This window comes from Empedobacter sp. GD03739, from assembly GCF_029843245.1.
Lineage (GTDB): Bacteria > Bacteroidota > Bacteroidia > Flavobacteriales > Weeksellaceae > Empedobacter > Empedobacter falsenii_B.
The window spans coordinates 18,440-33,905 of record NZ_JAOCHX010000035.1 but is presented as its reverse complement, the minus strand read 5'-3'; the positions used below and the strand labels follow the sequence as shown (position 1 = coordinate 33,905).

General features: G+C 34.2%; 16 protein-coding genes. 15 read left to right on the top strand and 1 reads right to left on the bottom strand.

Features of this window, described 5'->3' with window-relative positions; translation table 11 throughout:
- The first annotated feature begins 262 nt into the window (after positions 1-262).
- The 3 genes from N5E64_RS11640 (at position 263) to N5E64_RS11630 (ending at position 3,762) form a co-directional block, all read left to right on the top strand.
- On the top strand, positions 263-1,420 hold the full coding sequence (locus N5E64_RS11640; RefSeq protein WP_038337326.1) for a homogentisate 1,2-dioxygenase: 1,158 nt from the start codon (positions 263-265) through the stop codon (positions 1,418-1,420).
- 278 nt (positions 1,421-1,698) lie between these two features.
- A complete protein-coding gene (gene hppD, locus N5E64_RS11635) occupies positions 1,699-2,829 on the top strand; it encodes a 4-hydroxyphenylpyruvate dioxygenase (protein WP_125350265.1) in 1,131 nt (376 codons plus the stop codon).
- Between the two features lie 144 nt (positions 2,830-2,973).
- The gene (locus N5E64_RS11630; protein ID WP_260509578.1) at positions 2,974-3,762 is read left to right on the top strand and encodes a phosphatase PAP2 family protein; all 789 of its coding nucleotides are present in this window, start codon (positions 2,974-2,976) and stop codon (positions 3,760-3,762) included.
- Here N5E64_RS11630 and N5E64_RS15795 read toward each other — a convergent pair.
- A complete protein-coding gene (locus N5E64_RS15795; protein ID WP_407933297.1) occupies positions 3,759-3,899 on the bottom strand; it encodes a PLD nuclease N-terminal domain-containing protein in 141 nt (46 codons plus the stop codon). The two genes, N5E64_RS11630 and N5E64_RS15795, sit on opposite strands and share 4 nt — an antisense overlap.
- Positions 3,900-4,064: 165 nt before the next feature.
- Between N5E64_RS15795 and N5E64_RS11625 the strand changes: the two genes are divergently transcribed.
- The 12 genes from N5E64_RS11625 to paaI all read left to right on the top strand — a co-directional run bounded on the left by N5E64_RS11625 (position 4,065) and on the right by paaI (position 15,422).
- The gene (locus tag N5E64_RS11625; protein WP_280037672.1) at positions 4,065-5,324 is read left to right on the top strand and encodes a dihydrolipoamide acetyltransferase family protein; all 1,260 of its coding nucleotides are present in this window, start codon (positions 4,065-4,067) and stop codon (positions 5,322-5,324) included.
- A gap of 5 nt (positions 5,325-5,329) precedes the next feature.
- Positions 5,330-7,384 (top strand): thiamine pyrophosphate-dependent enzyme, encoded by a 2,055-nt coding sequence (locus N5E64_RS11620; protein ID WP_280037671.1) that lies wholly within the window; start codon positions 5,330-5,332, stop codon positions 7,382-7,384.
- 116 nt (positions 7,385-7,500) lie between these two features.
- A complete protein-coding gene (locus N5E64_RS11615) occupies positions 7,501-8,838 on the top strand; it encodes a phenylacetate--CoA ligase family protein (RefSeq protein WP_221855025.1) in 1,338 nt (445 codons plus the stop codon).
- A 4-nt stretch (positions 8,839-8,842) separates the two neighbouring features.
- Complete coding sequence (locus N5E64_RS11610) at positions 8,843-9,415, top strand: TetR/AcrR family transcriptional regulator (protein WP_280037669.1); 573 nt, start codon at positions 8,843-8,845, stop codon at positions 9,413-9,415.
- Between the two features lies 1 nt (position 9,416).
- Complete coding sequence (paaE, locus tag N5E64_RS11605) at positions 9,417-10,499, top strand: 1,2-phenylacetyl-CoA epoxidase subunit PaaE (RefSeq protein WP_038335707.1); 1,083 nt, start codon at positions 9,417-9,419, stop codon at positions 10,497-10,499.
- 22 nt (positions 10,500-10,521) lie between these two features.
- On the top strand, positions 10,522-11,487 hold the full coding sequence (gene paaA / locus N5E64_RS11600) for a 1,2-phenylacetyl-CoA epoxidase subunit PaaA (protein ID WP_038335708.1): 966 nt from the start codon (positions 10,522-10,524) through the stop codon (positions 11,485-11,487).
- Between the two features lie 4 nt (positions 11,488-11,491).
- Positions 11,492-11,779: a 1,2-phenylacetyl-CoA epoxidase subunit PaaB gene (gene paaB, locus N5E64_RS11595; protein WP_038335709.1), complete on the top strand. Its 288-nt coding sequence runs from the start codon at positions 11,492-11,494 to the stop codon at positions 11,777-11,779.
- Between the two features lie 3 nt (positions 11,780-11,782).
- Positions 11,783-12,559 carry a 1,2-phenylacetyl-CoA epoxidase subunit PaaC gene (gene paaC / locus N5E64_RS11590; protein ID WP_038335710.1) on the top strand — a complete coding sequence of 259 codons (777 nt, stop codon included), beginning with the start codon at positions 11,783-11,785 and terminating at the stop codon, positions 12,557-12,559.
- The gene (gene paaD, locus N5E64_RS11585) at positions 12,553-13,041 is read left to right on the top strand and encodes a 1,2-phenylacetyl-CoA epoxidase subunit PaaD (protein ID WP_038335711.1); all 489 of its coding nucleotides are present in this window, start codon (positions 12,553-12,555) and stop codon (positions 13,039-13,041) included. The genes paaC and paaD overlap by 7 nt, the downstream gene beginning before the upstream one ends.
- 6 nt (positions 13,042-13,047) lie before the next feature.
- On the top strand, positions 13,048-13,833 hold the full coding sequence (locus N5E64_RS11580; RefSeq protein WP_038335712.1) for an enoyl-CoA hydratase-related protein: 786 nt from the start codon (positions 13,048-13,050) through the stop codon (positions 13,831-13,833).
- Positions 13,834-13,836: 3 nt separating this feature from the next.
- A complete protein-coding gene (locus N5E64_RS11575) occupies positions 13,837-14,994 on the top strand; it encodes a 3-hydroxyacyl-CoA dehydrogenase NAD-binding domain-containing protein (RefSeq protein ID WP_038335714.1) in 1,158 nt (385 codons plus the stop codon).
- Positions 14,995-15,008: 14 nt separating this feature from the next.
- A complete protein-coding gene (gene paaI / locus N5E64_RS11570; RefSeq protein ID WP_038335715.1) occupies positions 15,009-15,422 on the top strand; it encodes a hydroxyphenylacetyl-CoA thioesterase PaaI in 414 nt (137 codons plus the stop codon).
- Positions 15,423-15,466: the final 44 nt, after the last annotated feature.

Below are 15,466 nucleotides of genomic sequence, written 5' to 3'. Positions count from 1 at the left end.
TTGTGCCTTAAAGTTGATAATATATTTATAGTGTATTTTGTACAATCAAAAAATGTTTCTATCTTTGAGATAACCACAGAAAAGAAATGCAAACAATTAAAGAAAATATTAAACCTTTATTTGTTGGAATGAATAAGCAAACTTCTGCTTTACTTTCCAAAATTGTATTTGCTCAATATTCACACTAGAATATTGCAGATTATTTGTTGACGAATTTCGTCATCTATATCCCTTTTCATCAAAATAACAAACAAAATACGATATGCCACTTTATCATCATTTGGGAGAATTCCCACAAAAGCGACATACGGTATTCCGAAAACCAAATGGAGAATTATATGCAGAAGAATTAGTTTCTACGCATGGATTTTCGAGTACGTATTCCAATGTTTACCACTGTTATCCACCAACTTTGGTAAAAGCGATTAGCGAACCTTATTCGGTAGAGCCAAAAATTGCCCGCGCAAAACATTTAAAACATACCTCTTTAAAAGGTTTTAAAGTAAAACCTACCAAAGATTATTTAGAATCTCGTGTACCAGTTTTGGTTAACAATGATTTGCATATTTCATTGGCTGCGCCACAAGAATCGATGACTGATTATTTCTACAAAAATTCGATGGCGGATGAAGTAATTTTTATACACGAAGGTTCTGGAGTTTTAAAAACTGGTTATGGACAAATTGAATTTGAATATGGAGATTATTTAGTGATTCCACGTGGAATTATTTATCAACTTCATTTTAATGATTCTAATAACCGATTGTTTATTACAGAATCATTTAGCCCAGTTGAAACACCTCGTCGTTATCGCAATCATTTTGGACAGTTAATGGAACATTCGCCTTTTTGCGAGCGCGATATTAAACGTCCTCAAAATCTTGAAACAAATGATGAACACGGAGATTTCAAGATTATGATCAAAAAAGAAGGATTAATTTATCCTTACGTTTATGGAACTCATCCTTTCGATTTTGTAGGTTGGGATGGTTATCATTATCCATGGGCTTTTTCTATTCATAATTTCGAGCCAATTACAGGACGTATTCATCAACCGCCACCTGTTCATCAAACTTTCGAAGGTGCAGGTTTTGTGATTTGTAGTTTTGTTCCACGTCTTTTCGATTATCATCCAAATGCTATTCCAGCTCCTTATAACCATAGTAATGTAGACTCTGATGAGATTTTATATTATGTTGATGGAGATTTTATGTCTAGAAAATCGGTTGAGAAAGGGCAAATTACATTACATCCAGCAGGAATTCCGCATGGTCCACATCCAGGTACAGTTGAAAAATCAATTGGAGCGAAAGAAACACACGAATTAGCGGTGATGATTGATCCTTTCAGACCATTAATGTTAACTGAACAGGCGTTAGAAATAGAAGATCCAGATTATTATAAATCTTGGCTTTATTAAGAGATTTTAATTTTGTTCTAAGTTCTAAGTTCTAAGTTCTAAGTTCTAAGTTCTAAGTTCGTTGTCATCTGAGCTTGTCGAAGAATCTAAGAAAAGATTTAATAAAAGTCATCGTGAACTTGTTTCAATATCTCATAAGTTAATTTGAAGAAAAGCTGAAATAAATTAAGCTTGGCGTAACTGTCATTCTGAGCTTGTCGAAGAATCTAAATAATTATAGTAAAACTTAATACATTTTACTTTTTACTGAATACAATAAAATAAAAAACACAATAAAAATGAGTACACAAACATTTGCTGAAAAAATAGCATTAGCACAAGACTTTCTTCCAATTAATGGAACCGATTATATCGAGTTTTATGTTGGTAATGCAAAACAATCTGCACATTATTACAAAACAGCTTTTGGATTTCAGGAAGTTGCGTATGCTGGCCCAGAAACTGGAGTGAGAGATAGAGCTTCTTATGTTTTACAACAAGGGAAGATTCGTTTGGTATTAACTTCTGGTTTAAAATCAGATTCTCCAATTTGTCAACATGCAATGAAACATGGTGATGGAGTTAAAATTTTAGCACTTTGGGTGGATGATGCGTACGATGCTTTTGAGCAAACAACAAAACGTGGAGGAAAACCTTATATGGAGCCAACTACGATTACAGATGAGTTTGGTGAAGTAAAAATGTCTGGAATTTATACATATGGCGAAACAATCCATATGTTTATTGAACGTAAAAATTATGAAGGTCCTTTTATGCCAGGTTATGTAAAATCTGAATCAACATATCAACCAACAGATTGTGGTTTATTATATGTGGATCATTGCGTTGGTAATGTGGGTTGGAATCGTATGAACGAAGCGGTTGCTTGGTACCAAGATGTAATGGGATTTGTAAATATTTTATCGTTTGATGATAAACAAATCAATACGGAATATTCAGCATTAATGTCGAAAGTGATGAGTAACGGAAATGGTTATTCAAAATTCCCTATCAATGAGCCTGCAGAAGGTCAAAAGAAATCTCAAGTAGAAGAATATTTAGATTTTTACGAAGGAGAAGGAGTGCAGCATATTGCAGTTGCAACTAAGGATATTGTAAAAACTGTGACAGAACTTAAATCTCGTGGAGTTGAGTTTTTATCAGCGCCACCAGAGGCTTATTACGATATGATTCCAGAGCGTGTTGGTGAAATTGATGAGGATATTAAGAAGTTACAAGATTTAGGAATTTTGGTTGATTGTGATGAAGAAGGTTATTTGTTACAAATTTTTACGAAACCAGTCGAAGATCGTCCAACATTATTCTACGAAATTATCGAGCGTCATGGAGCGCAATCGTTTGGAGCAGGTAATTTCAAAGCATTGTTCGAAGCCTTAGAAAGAGAGCAAGAACGTCGAGGAAATTTATAAATAGATATTTTTTTAAAGCCATTGGATTATTTCTAATGGCTTTTTTCTTAATCAAATCTTAAGTTTTGTGTAAGGAGGTTTCAAATACATTTGTTCAATAAAATGAATGTGAAAATGAACCAAATTAAAACAAAAACGATAGTCATGAATTGTGTATTACTTTCAATATTTTCTATAAAAGGGAATGCACAAGATACAATTCAGCAAACTAAAACCGATTCTATTCAACTTGATTCTATTCCAAAGCAAATATTTAATCCAGAAGATAAAGTTTATCATTTCAACGCCAAAAAGTTGATTATTCCTGCGACTTTAATTACATATGGAAGTCTGAGTTTGGCAATTCCAGCATTGGATAATTTGAATAAATCTACTCAAAACGAAATTTTAGAAGATAAAACAAAAGGAAATAAATTTGATAATTATACACAATATTTACCTGCAGCAGCGGTTTATGGATTGAATTTGGCTGGCGTTCAAGGGAAACATAATTTACGAGATCGTACAATTATTTTTGCAACATCTCAAATCATCAATACAGGTTTGGTGATGGGGCTAAAACACACTGTACAAGAAGAAAGACCCGATGGTACAAACAATCTTTCTTTTCCTTCTGGACATACGGCGAATGCATTTTCTACGGCTCAATTTATGTTTCGAGAATATCAAGATTCTAATTTTTGGTTGAGTTTGGCTGGATATCCTTTGGCAGCTTTTACAGGTGTTTATCGTGTTATCAATAATCGCCATTGGGTTGGAGATGTTGTTGCTGGAGCGGGAATAGGGATTTTATCTACGGAATTGGCGTATTGGTTATTTCCTACGATTAACAATTGGTTTTCTCCAAAAAATAAAGAATCAAAAGTGGCGACAATGTTTTTTCCTGTTTATCAAAATAATCAAGCGGGAGTTGGTTTGGTGATGAGGTTTTAGTTATTTATAACCATATTTCGACCTTTTAAATAATATAAAATAGGACCTAAGTATGGAATTAATACTACAACAAAAATCCATAGAAATTTTGTTTTTAAATTTCTAAATTGATGTGTAATAACATGTATTAAACACATTATAGGTAAAAAGGTCATTGTTAATACAAAAAGAAACCATATCCCAACAAAAATATCTTCCATTGTTTAATTAATTTGCGTAAAACTAATGAATATTTCAACTAACATTCATTAGTTTTTATAAAAAATCATTATCTTCAACGCTCAAAACTGCAAACAAATAAAATGAAGAATATAGAACTAACGATTCCAAAATTGGGAGAAAGTGTAGAGTCTGTACAATTGGTTCGTTTTACAAAAAACGTTGGCGATTTCATTCAAGAAGATGAAGTAATTGCCGAAGTTTCGACGGATAAAGTAGATTCTGATGTGCCTTCTACAACTGCTGGAAAAATTATTGAGTTTAGATTTAATGAAGGAGATGAAATAAAAATAGGAGAAGTTTTCGCTTTAATTGAGCCTTCAGAAACTCAACAACAATCAGCTCAAAAAACTGAAAATGTTGAAGAAAAAAAGATTGAAACTGTCACAACTTCGCAAACTGTAAATTCAATCGATACAAATCAATTTTTATCACCTTTGGTAAAAAGTATTATTCAAAAAGAAAATCTTCAATCAACTGATATTTCACAAATAAAAGGTTCTGGTCGTGATGGGAGAATTTCGAAGAATGATGTGTTGAATTATATTCAAAATAAACCATTTACAATTAATAATTTAAGTAATACTTTAAGTGAAAATAATCTAGTTTCAAGTTCTTCCTTTGGAGCGAAAGATGAAATCATTGAGATGGATAAAATGCGTCAATTGATTTCGAAACATATGAAAAAGAGTAAACAAACTTCGCCTCATGTGACGGCTTATGTAGAACCTGATGTGACGAATTTTGTGAAATGGCGCGAAGAAAATAAAGCTGCTTTTGAAGCTAAATACAAACAAAAATTGACATTTACGCCGTTAATTGTAGATTGTGTTGTTCGTGCAATTAAAGATTTTCCAATGATTAATGTATCAGTTGATGAAACTGAGACTAAAATAATCAAACACAATGAGATAAATATTGGAATTGCAACTGCTTTACCAAGTAATAATTTGATTGTTCCTGTCATTCATCAAGCCAATGAATTAAATTTAGAAGGTTTAGTAAAAGGTGTAAATTCAATTGTAGATAAAGCAAGAAATAATAAACTTTCGCCAGATGATGTTCGTGGAGGAACGTTTACAATAAGTAATGTGGGAACTTTTGGTAATTTGATGGGAACGCCAATTATCAATCAACCTGAAGTGGCAATTTTAGCGACTGGCGTGATCAAGAAAAAACCTGCGGTTTTGGAAACTGAGTTCGGAGATATTATTGTGGCGAGGCAATTTATGTATTTGTCACTTTCGTTTGATCATCGTGTGATAGACGGATCTTTGGGAGGCGTTTTCTTGAAACGAATTTCAGATTACATGGAGAATTGGGATGTTAACACGCAAATTTAATCAGAATGGAAACCACATTATCAACAACAACATTACTTAAACAAGCATACGAATTATTGGTTACTGCAAAATCTTTAACCGAATTATACGAAGAAAATAAAGCTGTAACAAGCAAATATGTTCACGCAACAGCGCGTGGACACGAAGCAATTCAAATTGCAACAGGATTACAATTATTACCACAAGATTACTTAAGCGCATATTACCGTGATGATGCCATGTTATTATCAATCGGGATTACGCCTTATGAATTGATGTTGCAATTATTGGCAAAACGCGATGATATTTTTTCTGGAGGAAGAACGTATTATTCTCATCCAAGTTTGCGCCGTGATAATATGCCGAAAATTCCGCATCAAAGTAGTGCAACAGGAATGCAAGCGATTCCAACAACGGGAATTGCGATGGGAATGCAGTACAAAGAATTAGAAGGTCTTTGCAATGAAGAAGTAAAACCAATTGCAGTTTGTTCGTTAGGAGATGCGTCTTGTACGGAAGGCGAGGTGGCAGAAGCTTTCCAAATGGCAGCGTTGAAACAATTACCAATTTTATATTTGGTTCAAGATAATGAATGGGATATTTCGGCTTCGGCAGATGAAATTCGTGCACAAGATATCGCTCATTATGCAAAAGGTTTCAATGGTTTGGAAGTTTTTGTGGTTGATGGAACGGATTTTTTAGCTTCTTATGAAACGATTCAACGTGCAATTGAAATTATTCGTACAGAACGTCGTCCGATTTTGGTGCATGCAAAAGTTCCTTTATTGAATCATCATACATCTGGCGTTCGCAAAGAATGGTACAGAGATGATTTAGAGGAAGCACAATCTCGTGATCCTTACGATAAATTAAAATATACTTTATTAAATGAAGGTTTCGATGAAAATGATTTAATCGAAATTGAGAATAAGATAAAAGAACAAGTTCAGGCAGAATATCAAGAAGCATTAAAAGCAGAAGATCCACGTTCTGAAGATTTATATACGCATGTTTTTGCATCAACACCGATTAACGAAGAAAAAGGAAATCGTTCTCCAGAAGGAAAAGATAAAACAGTAATGGTAGATTCTGCATTATTTGCGATTCGTGAATTAATGGCAAAACATCCAGAAGCTTTATTATATGGACAAGATGTAGGATTGCGTTTAGGTGGAGTTTTTCGTGAAGCGGCAACTTTAGCAAAACAATATGGTAAAAATCGTGTATTTAATACACCAATTCAAGAAGCGTTTATAATCGGATCTACGGTTGGAATGTCTGCAGTAGGCTTAAAACCAATTGTTGAGGTGCAATTTGCCGACTATATTTGGCCAGGATTGAATCAGTTGTTTACAGAAGTGGCACGTTCTAATTATTTATCAAACGGTAAATGGCCAGTTTCCATGATTTTACGTGTACCAATTGGTGCGTATGGAAGCGGAGGACCTTATCATTCAAGTTCTGTAGAAAGTGTTTTGACGAATATTAAAGGAATTAAAATTGCGTATCCATCTACTGGAGCGGATTTGAAAGGTTTGATGAAAGCAGCTTATTACGATCCAAATCCTGTGGTAATGCTAGAGCACAAAGGGTTGTATTGGAGTAAAATAAAAGGAACAGAAGATGCTGCGACAGTTGAGCCGGACGAAGATTATGTATTGCCTTTTGGTAAAGCACGTGAAGTTTTAACGGCTGAATCTTCTCAAAATCATAATTCTGTTTCGATTATTACATACGGAATGGGAGTGTATTGGGCAAAACAAGCGGCAAAGGATTTTCCTAATCAAGTCGAAATTATCGATTTAAGAACTTTAGTTCCGTTAGATGAAGAAACAATCTTTAATAGTGTAAAAAAACACAATCGTTGTATTGTTTTGACAGAAGAAGCGAAGCAAAACTCTTTTGCACAGAGTATTTCAGGCTTAATTAATGAAGAGTGTTTTGAGTACTTAGATGCACCAATTCGTGTGTTAGGAGCGCAAGATATGCCAGCAATTCCATTAAATTCGACTTTGGAAGCAGAGATGTTACCCAATGCTGAAAAATTAAAAACATTGATTAATAGTGTTTTATCTTATTAAAAAGGCAATAATTAATAAGAATTGTATTTTTTACACTAAAAAAACTAACAAACGTTAGTTTTTTTAGTTTTTTTGATTAAATTTGTTATTATCAAAAATCAAAATCTGCAAAAATTATGATATTTAATCCCGAGATAGAACAAATGCCAATTGAAAAATTGCGCGTTCTTCAAAACGAAAGACTTCAAAACATGTTACAAAAAGTGTACAACAATGTACCTTTTTATAAAGAAGCATTTGATGCGGCTGGAATAAAACCAGAAGACATCAAAGGTGTTGAAGATCTACACAAATTACCTTTCACCAAAAAAACACATTTAAGAGAGAACTATCCGTTCGGATTATTTGCAGAACCAAAGAGCAACGTAATCCGTTTACATTGTTCAAGCGGCACAACAGGAAAACCAACTGTTGTAGGTTATACCAAAAATGACATCGAATTATTTTCAGAAGTAGTAGCACGTTCTTTAGCGGCTTCTGGATGCGAACCAGGAATGACATTACAAAATGCTTATGGTTATGGTTTGTTTACAGGAGGTTTGGGATTACATTATGGAGCAGAAAAGTTAGGAATGACAGTTGTTCCTATTTCTGGTGGAAATACTGAAAAACAAATTATGTTGTTGAAAGATTTTCAGGCTGATGCGATTTGTGCAACACCATCGTATGCATTAACAGTAGCTGAGGAAATCAAGAAAAGAGGCGAATCATTAGAAAGCTTAAATCTTAAGTTTGCTATTTTAGGATCAGAACCATGGTCAGAAGCATTACGCCAAGAAGTAGAAGGAAGTTTAAACATCAAAGCTTCTAATATCTATGGATTGAGCGAAATTATCGGACCTGGTGTATCTAATGAAGATTATGAAGAGCAAGGAACAGGATCTTACATTTGGGAAGACCACTTCTTTCCAGAGATTGTAGACGAGAAAACAGGTGAGCCTGTGCCTTATGGACAACCTGGAGTTTTAGTGATTACAACGTTAACAAAAGAAGCTTTACCATTGGTGCGTTATTGGACGGGAGATATCACAACCCTTACGTACGAATATTCTAAGAAAAGAACGCATATCAAAATGGGACCAATTATTGGTCGTGCAGATGATATGATGATTATTAGAGGTGTAAATTTCTTTCACACACAAATCGCTGATTTTATTCCAGAATTTCCAGAATTATCGCCAAATTATCAAGTAGTTTTAACAAAACCTAAAAATATGGATGCTGTAGAAGTTGGATTTGAAATTAATCCTGACTATTTTGCAAGCCAAGGTTTCACTTGTGATAATTTGAACGACGAATCTAATCATGCATGTTGCAAATTAATCTCTAATATTCACAAAAAAATTAGAGACAATATTGGATTAGGAATGAATGTTAAATTGTATCAAGTTGATGAACTTCCGAAAAGTGAAGGAGGAAAATTAAACCGAATCATCGATAACAGACATTTATAAATATATGCCTAAACAAAGTAAAAAAGAACTGATTATTCAAGAAGCTGCCTTAATCTTTAAACAAAAAGGTTATTCGGCAACATCAATGCGCGAACTGGCTGAAAAGGTTGGAATGGAAGCCGCAAGTTTATACAATCACATTCGTTCGAAAGACGAAATTTTAGAAGAGATTTGTTTTAAAGTTGCTAATCAATATGTTTCTCACATTAGCTCGATCGAAGATACAAACGAATCAAATGTTCAGAAATTGAGAGATTTAATTCAATTACATGTCAGAATGATTATTGATGAGCCAAACGAAGTTTCTGTTGCAAATAATGATTGGAAAAATCTTTCGGATACGAAAAAAGAATTGTACAAAACAATTCGAAAAGGATACGAAAAAAGAATCGCTAATCTTATCAAAGCAGGAATTGCAGCAGGCGAATTTAAAGACTTGAATGTTTCGGTTGCTTTATTTACTTTATTATCATCATTACGTTGGATAGAATTGTGGTACAAACCTGGACGAGATATCTCACCAGAGCAATTAGAAAATGACTTAATGACACTATTAATTAACGGATTTCAAAAATAATATGGCTATAAATTTTCACCAATTACGCGTTAAAAATGTAAAAAAGGAAACACCAGATTGTGTATCCGTTACATTTGAAGTGCCAGAAGAATTAAACCAAGAATTCAAATTCAAACATGGTCAATATTTAACGTTTAAGAATTTTCACAATAACGAAGAAATTAGACGTTCTTACTCAATTTGTTCAAGTCCTTTGGATAATGAATTAAGAGTTGCTGTAAAGAAAATTGAGGATGGAATTTTCTCGACATTTGTTAACGATACAATCAAAGTTGGCGATGTTCTTGATGTAATGACTCCACAAGGAAATTTCTTTACAGAAGTACACGAAGACAACAAAAAATTATATGTAGGAATTGTGGCGGGATCTGGAATTACACCAGTACTTTCTATCATCAAAACAGTTCTACAAACAGAACCTAACAGTCAATTTGTACTGTTATATGGAAACAGAAACAAAGGTTCGATTATTTTTAAAGAAGAAATCGAAGCATTAAAAAATAGATACATGGAACGCATTAGCGTTTACAATATCTTGAGTCGTGAAACGGCTGATGCTGAGATTTTGAGTGGTCGTATTGATAAAGCAAAAATTGAATATTTCTTGCAAAATATCATCGATCCAAAAGAAGTAAGCGAAGTTTTCCTTTGTGGTCCAGAAGAAATGATTTTAAGCGGTCGTGACGCTTTTGTAGAAGCAGGAGTTGATGCAAAACATTTGCATTTCGAATTATTCTATAGTGCATCTGCAGAAGCGAAAAAGGTAGAGCGTCAAAAAGCTGTAAAACAATCAGATGATACAATGAGTAAAGTAACCATCAAATTAGATGCAACAGCTTTACAGATTGATTTGGGTTACAATGGCGATACAATCTTAGATGCGGCTTTACAAAACGGAGCTGATTTACCTTATGCTTGTAAAGGTGGTGTTTGCGCAACTTGTAAGTGTAAAGTAGAGAAGGGTGAGGTAGAAATGGACATCAACTACTCACTTGAGCCAGATGAATTAGAAAGAGGATTTGTATTAGCGTGTCAAGCGCACCCTCGTTCTGCAGAAGTCGTGGTAGATTTTGATGCCAAATAATCAACTTTAAAAACGTTTAGAAATGAGTGCAAAAGAAATTGATTTTCAAGAAATCTTCGATAATAAGATTGAAAATGAAGTTCGTATCGAACCAAAAGACTGGATGCCAGACGCATACCGTAAAACATTAATCAGACAAATCTCTCAACATGCTCACTCAGAAATTGTAGGGATGTTACCAGAAGCAAACTGGATTACAAGAGCGCCTTCATTAAATAGAAAGAAAATCTTATTAGCGAAAGTTCAAGACGAAGCTGGTCACGGATTATACTTATATTGTGCTGCTGAAACATTAGGTGTTTCCCGTATTCAAACATTAAATGATTTACATTCAGGTAAAGCAAAATATTCATCAATCTTCAATTATCCAACCCTTACTTGGGCAGATATCGGAATGATTGGTTGGTTGGTAGATGGAGCTGCGATTCTGAATCAAGTTCCATTATGTAGAACTTCTTACGGACCTTATGCTCGTGCAATGGTGCGTGTTTGTAAAGAAGAATCTTTCCACCAAAGACAAGGTTATGAAGCATTAGTGGTATTATCAAAAGGAACACCAGAACAAAAAGCGATGTTGCAAGATGCAATGAATCGTTGGTGGTGGCCTACATTAATGATGTTTGGACCAAAAGACGAAGAATCATCAAACTCAGAATTATCAATGAAATGGAGAATCAAACGTTTCTCGAATGACGAATTACGTCAACGTTTCGTAGATATTTCTATTCCTCAAGCCGAATATTTAGGATTAACTATTCCAGATCCAGATCTAAAATTCAACGAAGAAACAGGGCACTACGAATTCGGAGAAATTGATTGGGAAGAATTCTGGAATGTTGTGAAAGGAAACGGTAAATGTAACAAACAACGTTTGGATGCTCGCCGTAATGCTCACAACGAAGGAGCTTGGGTTCGTGATGCTGCAACAGCTTATCACGAAAAAAGAAAACAAAGAGAATTAGAAAAAGAACAACGCAAAAACGCATAAAAAGATGGAAAATAGAGATTGGCCTTTATGGGAAGTATTCATTAGAAGTAAACAAGGGTTAGACCACAAACACGTTGGGAGCTTACATGCTGCTGATGCTACAATGGCACTAGAAAATGCACGTGATGTATATACACGTCGTTTAGAAGGTGTAAGTATTTGGGTGGTAGAATCTGCTAATATCCATGCTTCTAATCCTGATGAAGCAGAACAATTTTTTGATCCTGCAGAAGACAAAGTTTACCGTCATCCAACTTTTTATGATGTACCAGAAGAAATTAAAAACATGTAATTTATGACAAGTACAGTTTATCAAAACAATCAAAATTACATCGATTTTATCTTACATTTAGCAGATACAAATCTAATTTTGGCACAACGTTTATGCGAATGGTGTGGTCATGGTCCAATTTTAGAACAAGACATTGCAATGTCTAATATGGCGTTGGATTTATTAGGTCAAACATCTAATTATTATGATTATGCGGCTGAAATGATCGGGAATGGAGCAACTGAAGATACGTTAGCAATGTTACGTGAAGAGCGTGAATATAAAAACTTATTGTTGGTTGAATTACCAAACGGACATTTCGGTGATACAGTTGCACGTCAATTCTTTTACGATTCTTACCATGCGTTATTGTTAGAGCAATTTTTGAAAGTAAAAGATCTTAAATTACAAGCCATCGCTGAAAAATCATTGAAAGAGGTAAAATATCACTTAAAATGGTCATCAGAATGGATGATTCGTTTAGGAGACGGAACACAAGAATCTCACGATAAAATTCAGGAAGCAGTAAATAATATTTTACCTTATGTAAAAGAAGCGTTTTTATTAGCGCCTTACCAAAAAGCTTTAGTTGAAGAAGGATTAATTTCAAGTCCAGAAGAATTCCAAGCGACTTGGTTAACAAATGTAAAAGCAATTTTAGACGAAGCGACAATCAAAGCTGATGTAGAAAATGCTTTTGTACAAAAAGGAGGTAAAGAAGGTGTTCATACAGAGCATTTAGGATTTATCTTAACAGATTTACAATATTTACAAAGAACTTATCCAGATTCGCAATGGTAACCGAAAAAGAAATTTGGCAATACATGGAGGAAGTCGCTGATCCAGAAATTCCTGTGATTAGTGTAATTGATCTTGGTGTTGTGCGTAAAATTGAATTAATTGACCAAGAAAGTGTCAACGTTACAATTACGCCTACGTATTCGGGATGTCCTGCTATGAGTGCAATTTCAATTTCTGTTCGTTTAAAATTAATCGAAAAAGGATTCAAAAATATCAATGTCATTAATCAGTTGAGCCCTTCGTGGTCAACTGATTGGATGACAGAAGAAGGAAAGCAAAAAATGAAGGCTTATGGAATTGCGCCTCCAACTAAAAATCCTTCGAGCGATGAGCTCTTTTCAGACGAACAAAATATCGAATGTCCACAATGTGGCTCTACAGATACCAGACTTATCAGTCAATTTGGTTCTACGGCCTGCAAAGCTATGTATCAATGCAATAGTTGCCACGAACCATTTGATTATTTCAAATGTCATCACTAAAAAATTATGGAAAATTCAACATCAATCCTATACACACAAGAGGGAGGAATTGCTACGATTACGTTGAATCGTCCTTCTGTTTTTAACAGTTTTAATCAGGAAATGATTAAATCTCTTCAACATCACTTGGATGTTGCAGCTCAAGATGTTTCTGTTCGTGCAGTGGTTTTAACTGGAACGGGAAAAGCATTCTGCGCTGGTCAAGATTTAGGAGAAGTTTTAGAAGAAAAAGAAATCGACTTCAATAAAATCGTTCAAGAAAATTACAATCCATTGGTTCTTAAAATTAGAAATATGGACAAACCAGTTGTTGCTGCTGTAAACGGTGTTGCTGCCGGTGCGGGAGCAAATTTAGCTTTGGCTTGTGACATTGTTGTTGCGAAAGAATCGACAAATTTCATTCAAGCTTTTTCTAAAATTGGTTTAATCCCAGATTGTGGAGGAACTTATTTCTTACCTCGTTTAATTGGACTTCAAAAAGCAACTGCTTTAATGATGCTTGCAGATAAAGTTTCGGCGGCTCAAGCAAAAGAAATCGGAATGATTTATGAGTTTTTCGCTGACGATATTTTCGATGCTGAAGTTGCAAAGATTGCTGATAAATTAGCCAATCTTCCAACAAAAGGTTTGGCTTATACAAAGAAATTATTGAATCAAACATTTAATAATTCAATCGAAGAACAATTAATTCAAGAAGGATTATTTCAAGCTAAATCAGGGAATACATCAGATTATCAAGAAGGTGTAGACGCATTTATCGAGAAAAGAAATCCTGTTTTTAAAGGCGAGTAAGAAATGAAAAAAATAGGAATTATTGGTGGAGGAGCAATGGGGTCTGGAATTGCACAAGTTTTTGCTCAATCTGGTCATCCAGTTGTTTTATATGACACAAATAAAGAAGCTTTAGATCGTTCAAAACAAAACTTAGCGAAGACATTCGAGAAGTTAGTGGCGAAAGAAAAATATACTGCTGAAAAAGCACAAGAAATTCAAAACAATATCGAATATGCAGATAGCTTAACCGCTTTTGCATCGATTGATTTAATGATTGAAGCAATTATTGAAAATTTAGATATTAAAAAATCAGTTTTCAAACAAGTGGAAGAACTCGTTTCTGACGAATGTATTTTAGCTTCAAACACTTCTTCATTATCAATCGCATCAATTGCATCTGCGTGTTCAAAACCAGAACGTGTTATTGGAATTCACTTTTTTAATCCTGCGCCTTTAATGGCTTTGGTAGAGATTATTCCAGCCGTACAAACGCGAGAAGGTTTAGCAGAAGAAGTAAAAGCCTTGATTCAATCTGTTGGTAAATTACCTGTAATTACGAAAGATACGCCAGGATTTATTGTAAATCGTGTAGCTCGTCCATTTTATAGCGAATCAATTCGTTTATTAGAAGAAGGAGTTGCAGATGCAGAAACAATAGACTTTGCGATGACTTCTGTTGGAGGTTTCCGTATGGGACCATTCGAATTAATGGATTTTATTGGTCATGATGTGAATTATCGTGTAACCGAATCGGTTTTCGAATCATTCTTTTATGATCCAAGATTTAAACCATCTTTCTCTCAAAAACGCTTATTCGAAGCTGGATATTACGGACGTAAATCTGGTCGTGGATTTTACAATTATGCAGAAGGAGTGGAGAAAAAAGTACCATCTCAAGATCAAGCTTTATTAGAAAAAATATACAAACGTGTTTTGGTGATGTTAATCAACGAAGCAGCTGATGCTTTATTTTTAAACATTGCAAACCGTGAGGATTTAGATACGGCGATGACAAAAGGTGTAAATTATCCAAAAGGATTATTGAAATGGGCGGATGAATATGGACTGGAAAATGTACAAAATGATTTAGATAAATTGTACAATTATTACCATGAAGATCGTTACCGTTTAAGTCCAATTATCAGAAATTTCGTCAAAGAAAATAAAACATTCTACTAAAAATTATCAAAAAAATGGAACCACAAAAGTTATTAAATAGAATGCTTGACCACGATAAATTTAGTGAATGGTTAGGTTTAGAAGTAATCGAAGTTAGAGAAGGATATGCAAAATTACAAGCAGCAATTCGTCCAGAAATGATGAACGGAGTAGGGTCTGTTCACGGAGGCGTAACGTTTGCGATGGCAGATTCTGCGTTTGCTTTTTCGTGCAATATGTACAATAATATTTCTGTAGCCTTAGATGTTCACATTTCGTTTACGAAAGCTGGACGCGAGGGAGATGTATTTACCATTGAATCTCAAGAAGTTTCGACAACGAAAAAAACAGGTATTTACGATATCAAAGTTACAAATCAAAACAACGAATTAATTGCTTTATTTAAAGGAACTTGCTTTAGAACAGGTAAACCTTTAATTGAAGAATAAATTTTATAAATTGCCTAAAGCATAAAGTTTTAGGCATAAAGCTT

Excerpts from the sequence above, each read along its gene's own strand:
- N5E64_RS11630 (WP_260509578.1), top strand. The coding sequence starts at position 2,974 with ATGAATTGTGTATTACTTTCAATATTTTCTATAAAAGGGAATGCACAA.
- paaB (WP_038335709.1), top strand. The coding sequence starts at position 11,492 with ATGGAAAATAGAGATTGGCCTTTATGGGAAGTATTCATTAGAAGTAAA.
- N5E64_RS11575 (WP_038335714.1), top strand. The coding sequence starts at position 13,837 with ATGAAAAAAATAGGAATTATTGGTGGAGGAGCAATGGGGTCTGGAATT.
- N5E64_RS11625 (WP_280037672.1), top strand. The coding sequence starts at position 4,065 with ATGAAGAATATAGAACTAACGATTCCAAAATTGGGAGAAAGTGTAGAG.
- N5E64_RS11620 (WP_280037671.1), top strand. The coding sequence starts at position 5,330 with ATGGAAACCACATTATCAACAACAACATTACTTAAACAAGCATACGAA.
- N5E64_RS11640 (WP_038337326.1), top strand. The coding sequence starts at position 263 with ATGCCACTTTATCATCATTTGGGAGAATTCCCACAAAAGCGACATACG.
- paaI (WP_038335715.1), top strand. The coding sequence starts at position 15,009 with ATGGAACCACAAAAGTTATTAAATAGAATGCTTGACCACGATAAATTT.
- N5E64_RS11610 (WP_280037669.1), top strand. The coding sequence starts at position 8,843 with ATGCCTAAACAAAGTAAAAAAGAACTGATTATTCAAGAAGCTGCCTTA.
- paaD (WP_038335711.1), top strand. The coding sequence starts at position 12,553 with ATGGTAACCGAAAAAGAAATTTGGCAATACATGGAGGAAGTCGCTGAT.
- paaC (WP_038335710.1), top strand. The coding sequence starts at position 11,783 with ATGACAAGTACAGTTTATCAAAACAATCAAAATTACATCGATTTTATC.
- hppD (WP_125350265.1), top strand. The coding sequence starts at position 1,699 with ATGAGTACACAAACATTTGCTGAAAAAATAGCATTAGCACAAGACTTT.
- paaA (WP_038335708.1), top strand. The coding sequence starts at position 10,522 with ATGAGTGCAAAAGAAATTGATTTTCAAGAAATCTTCGATAATAAGATT.
- N5E64_RS11580 (WP_038335712.1), top strand. The coding sequence starts at position 13,048 with ATGGAAAATTCAACATCAATCCTATACACACAAGAGGGAGGAATTGCT.
- paaE (WP_038335707.1), top strand. The coding sequence starts at position 9,417 with ATGGCTATAAATTTTCACCAATTACGCGTTAAAAATGTAAAAAAGGAA.
- N5E64_RS11615 (WP_221855025.1), top strand. The coding sequence starts at position 7,501 with ATGATATTTAATCCCGAGATAGAACAAATGCCAATTGAAAAATTGCGC.
- N5E64_RS15795 (WP_407933297.1), bottom strand. The coding sequence starts at position 3,899 with ATGTGTTTAATACATGTTATTACACATCAATTTAGAAATTTAAAAACA.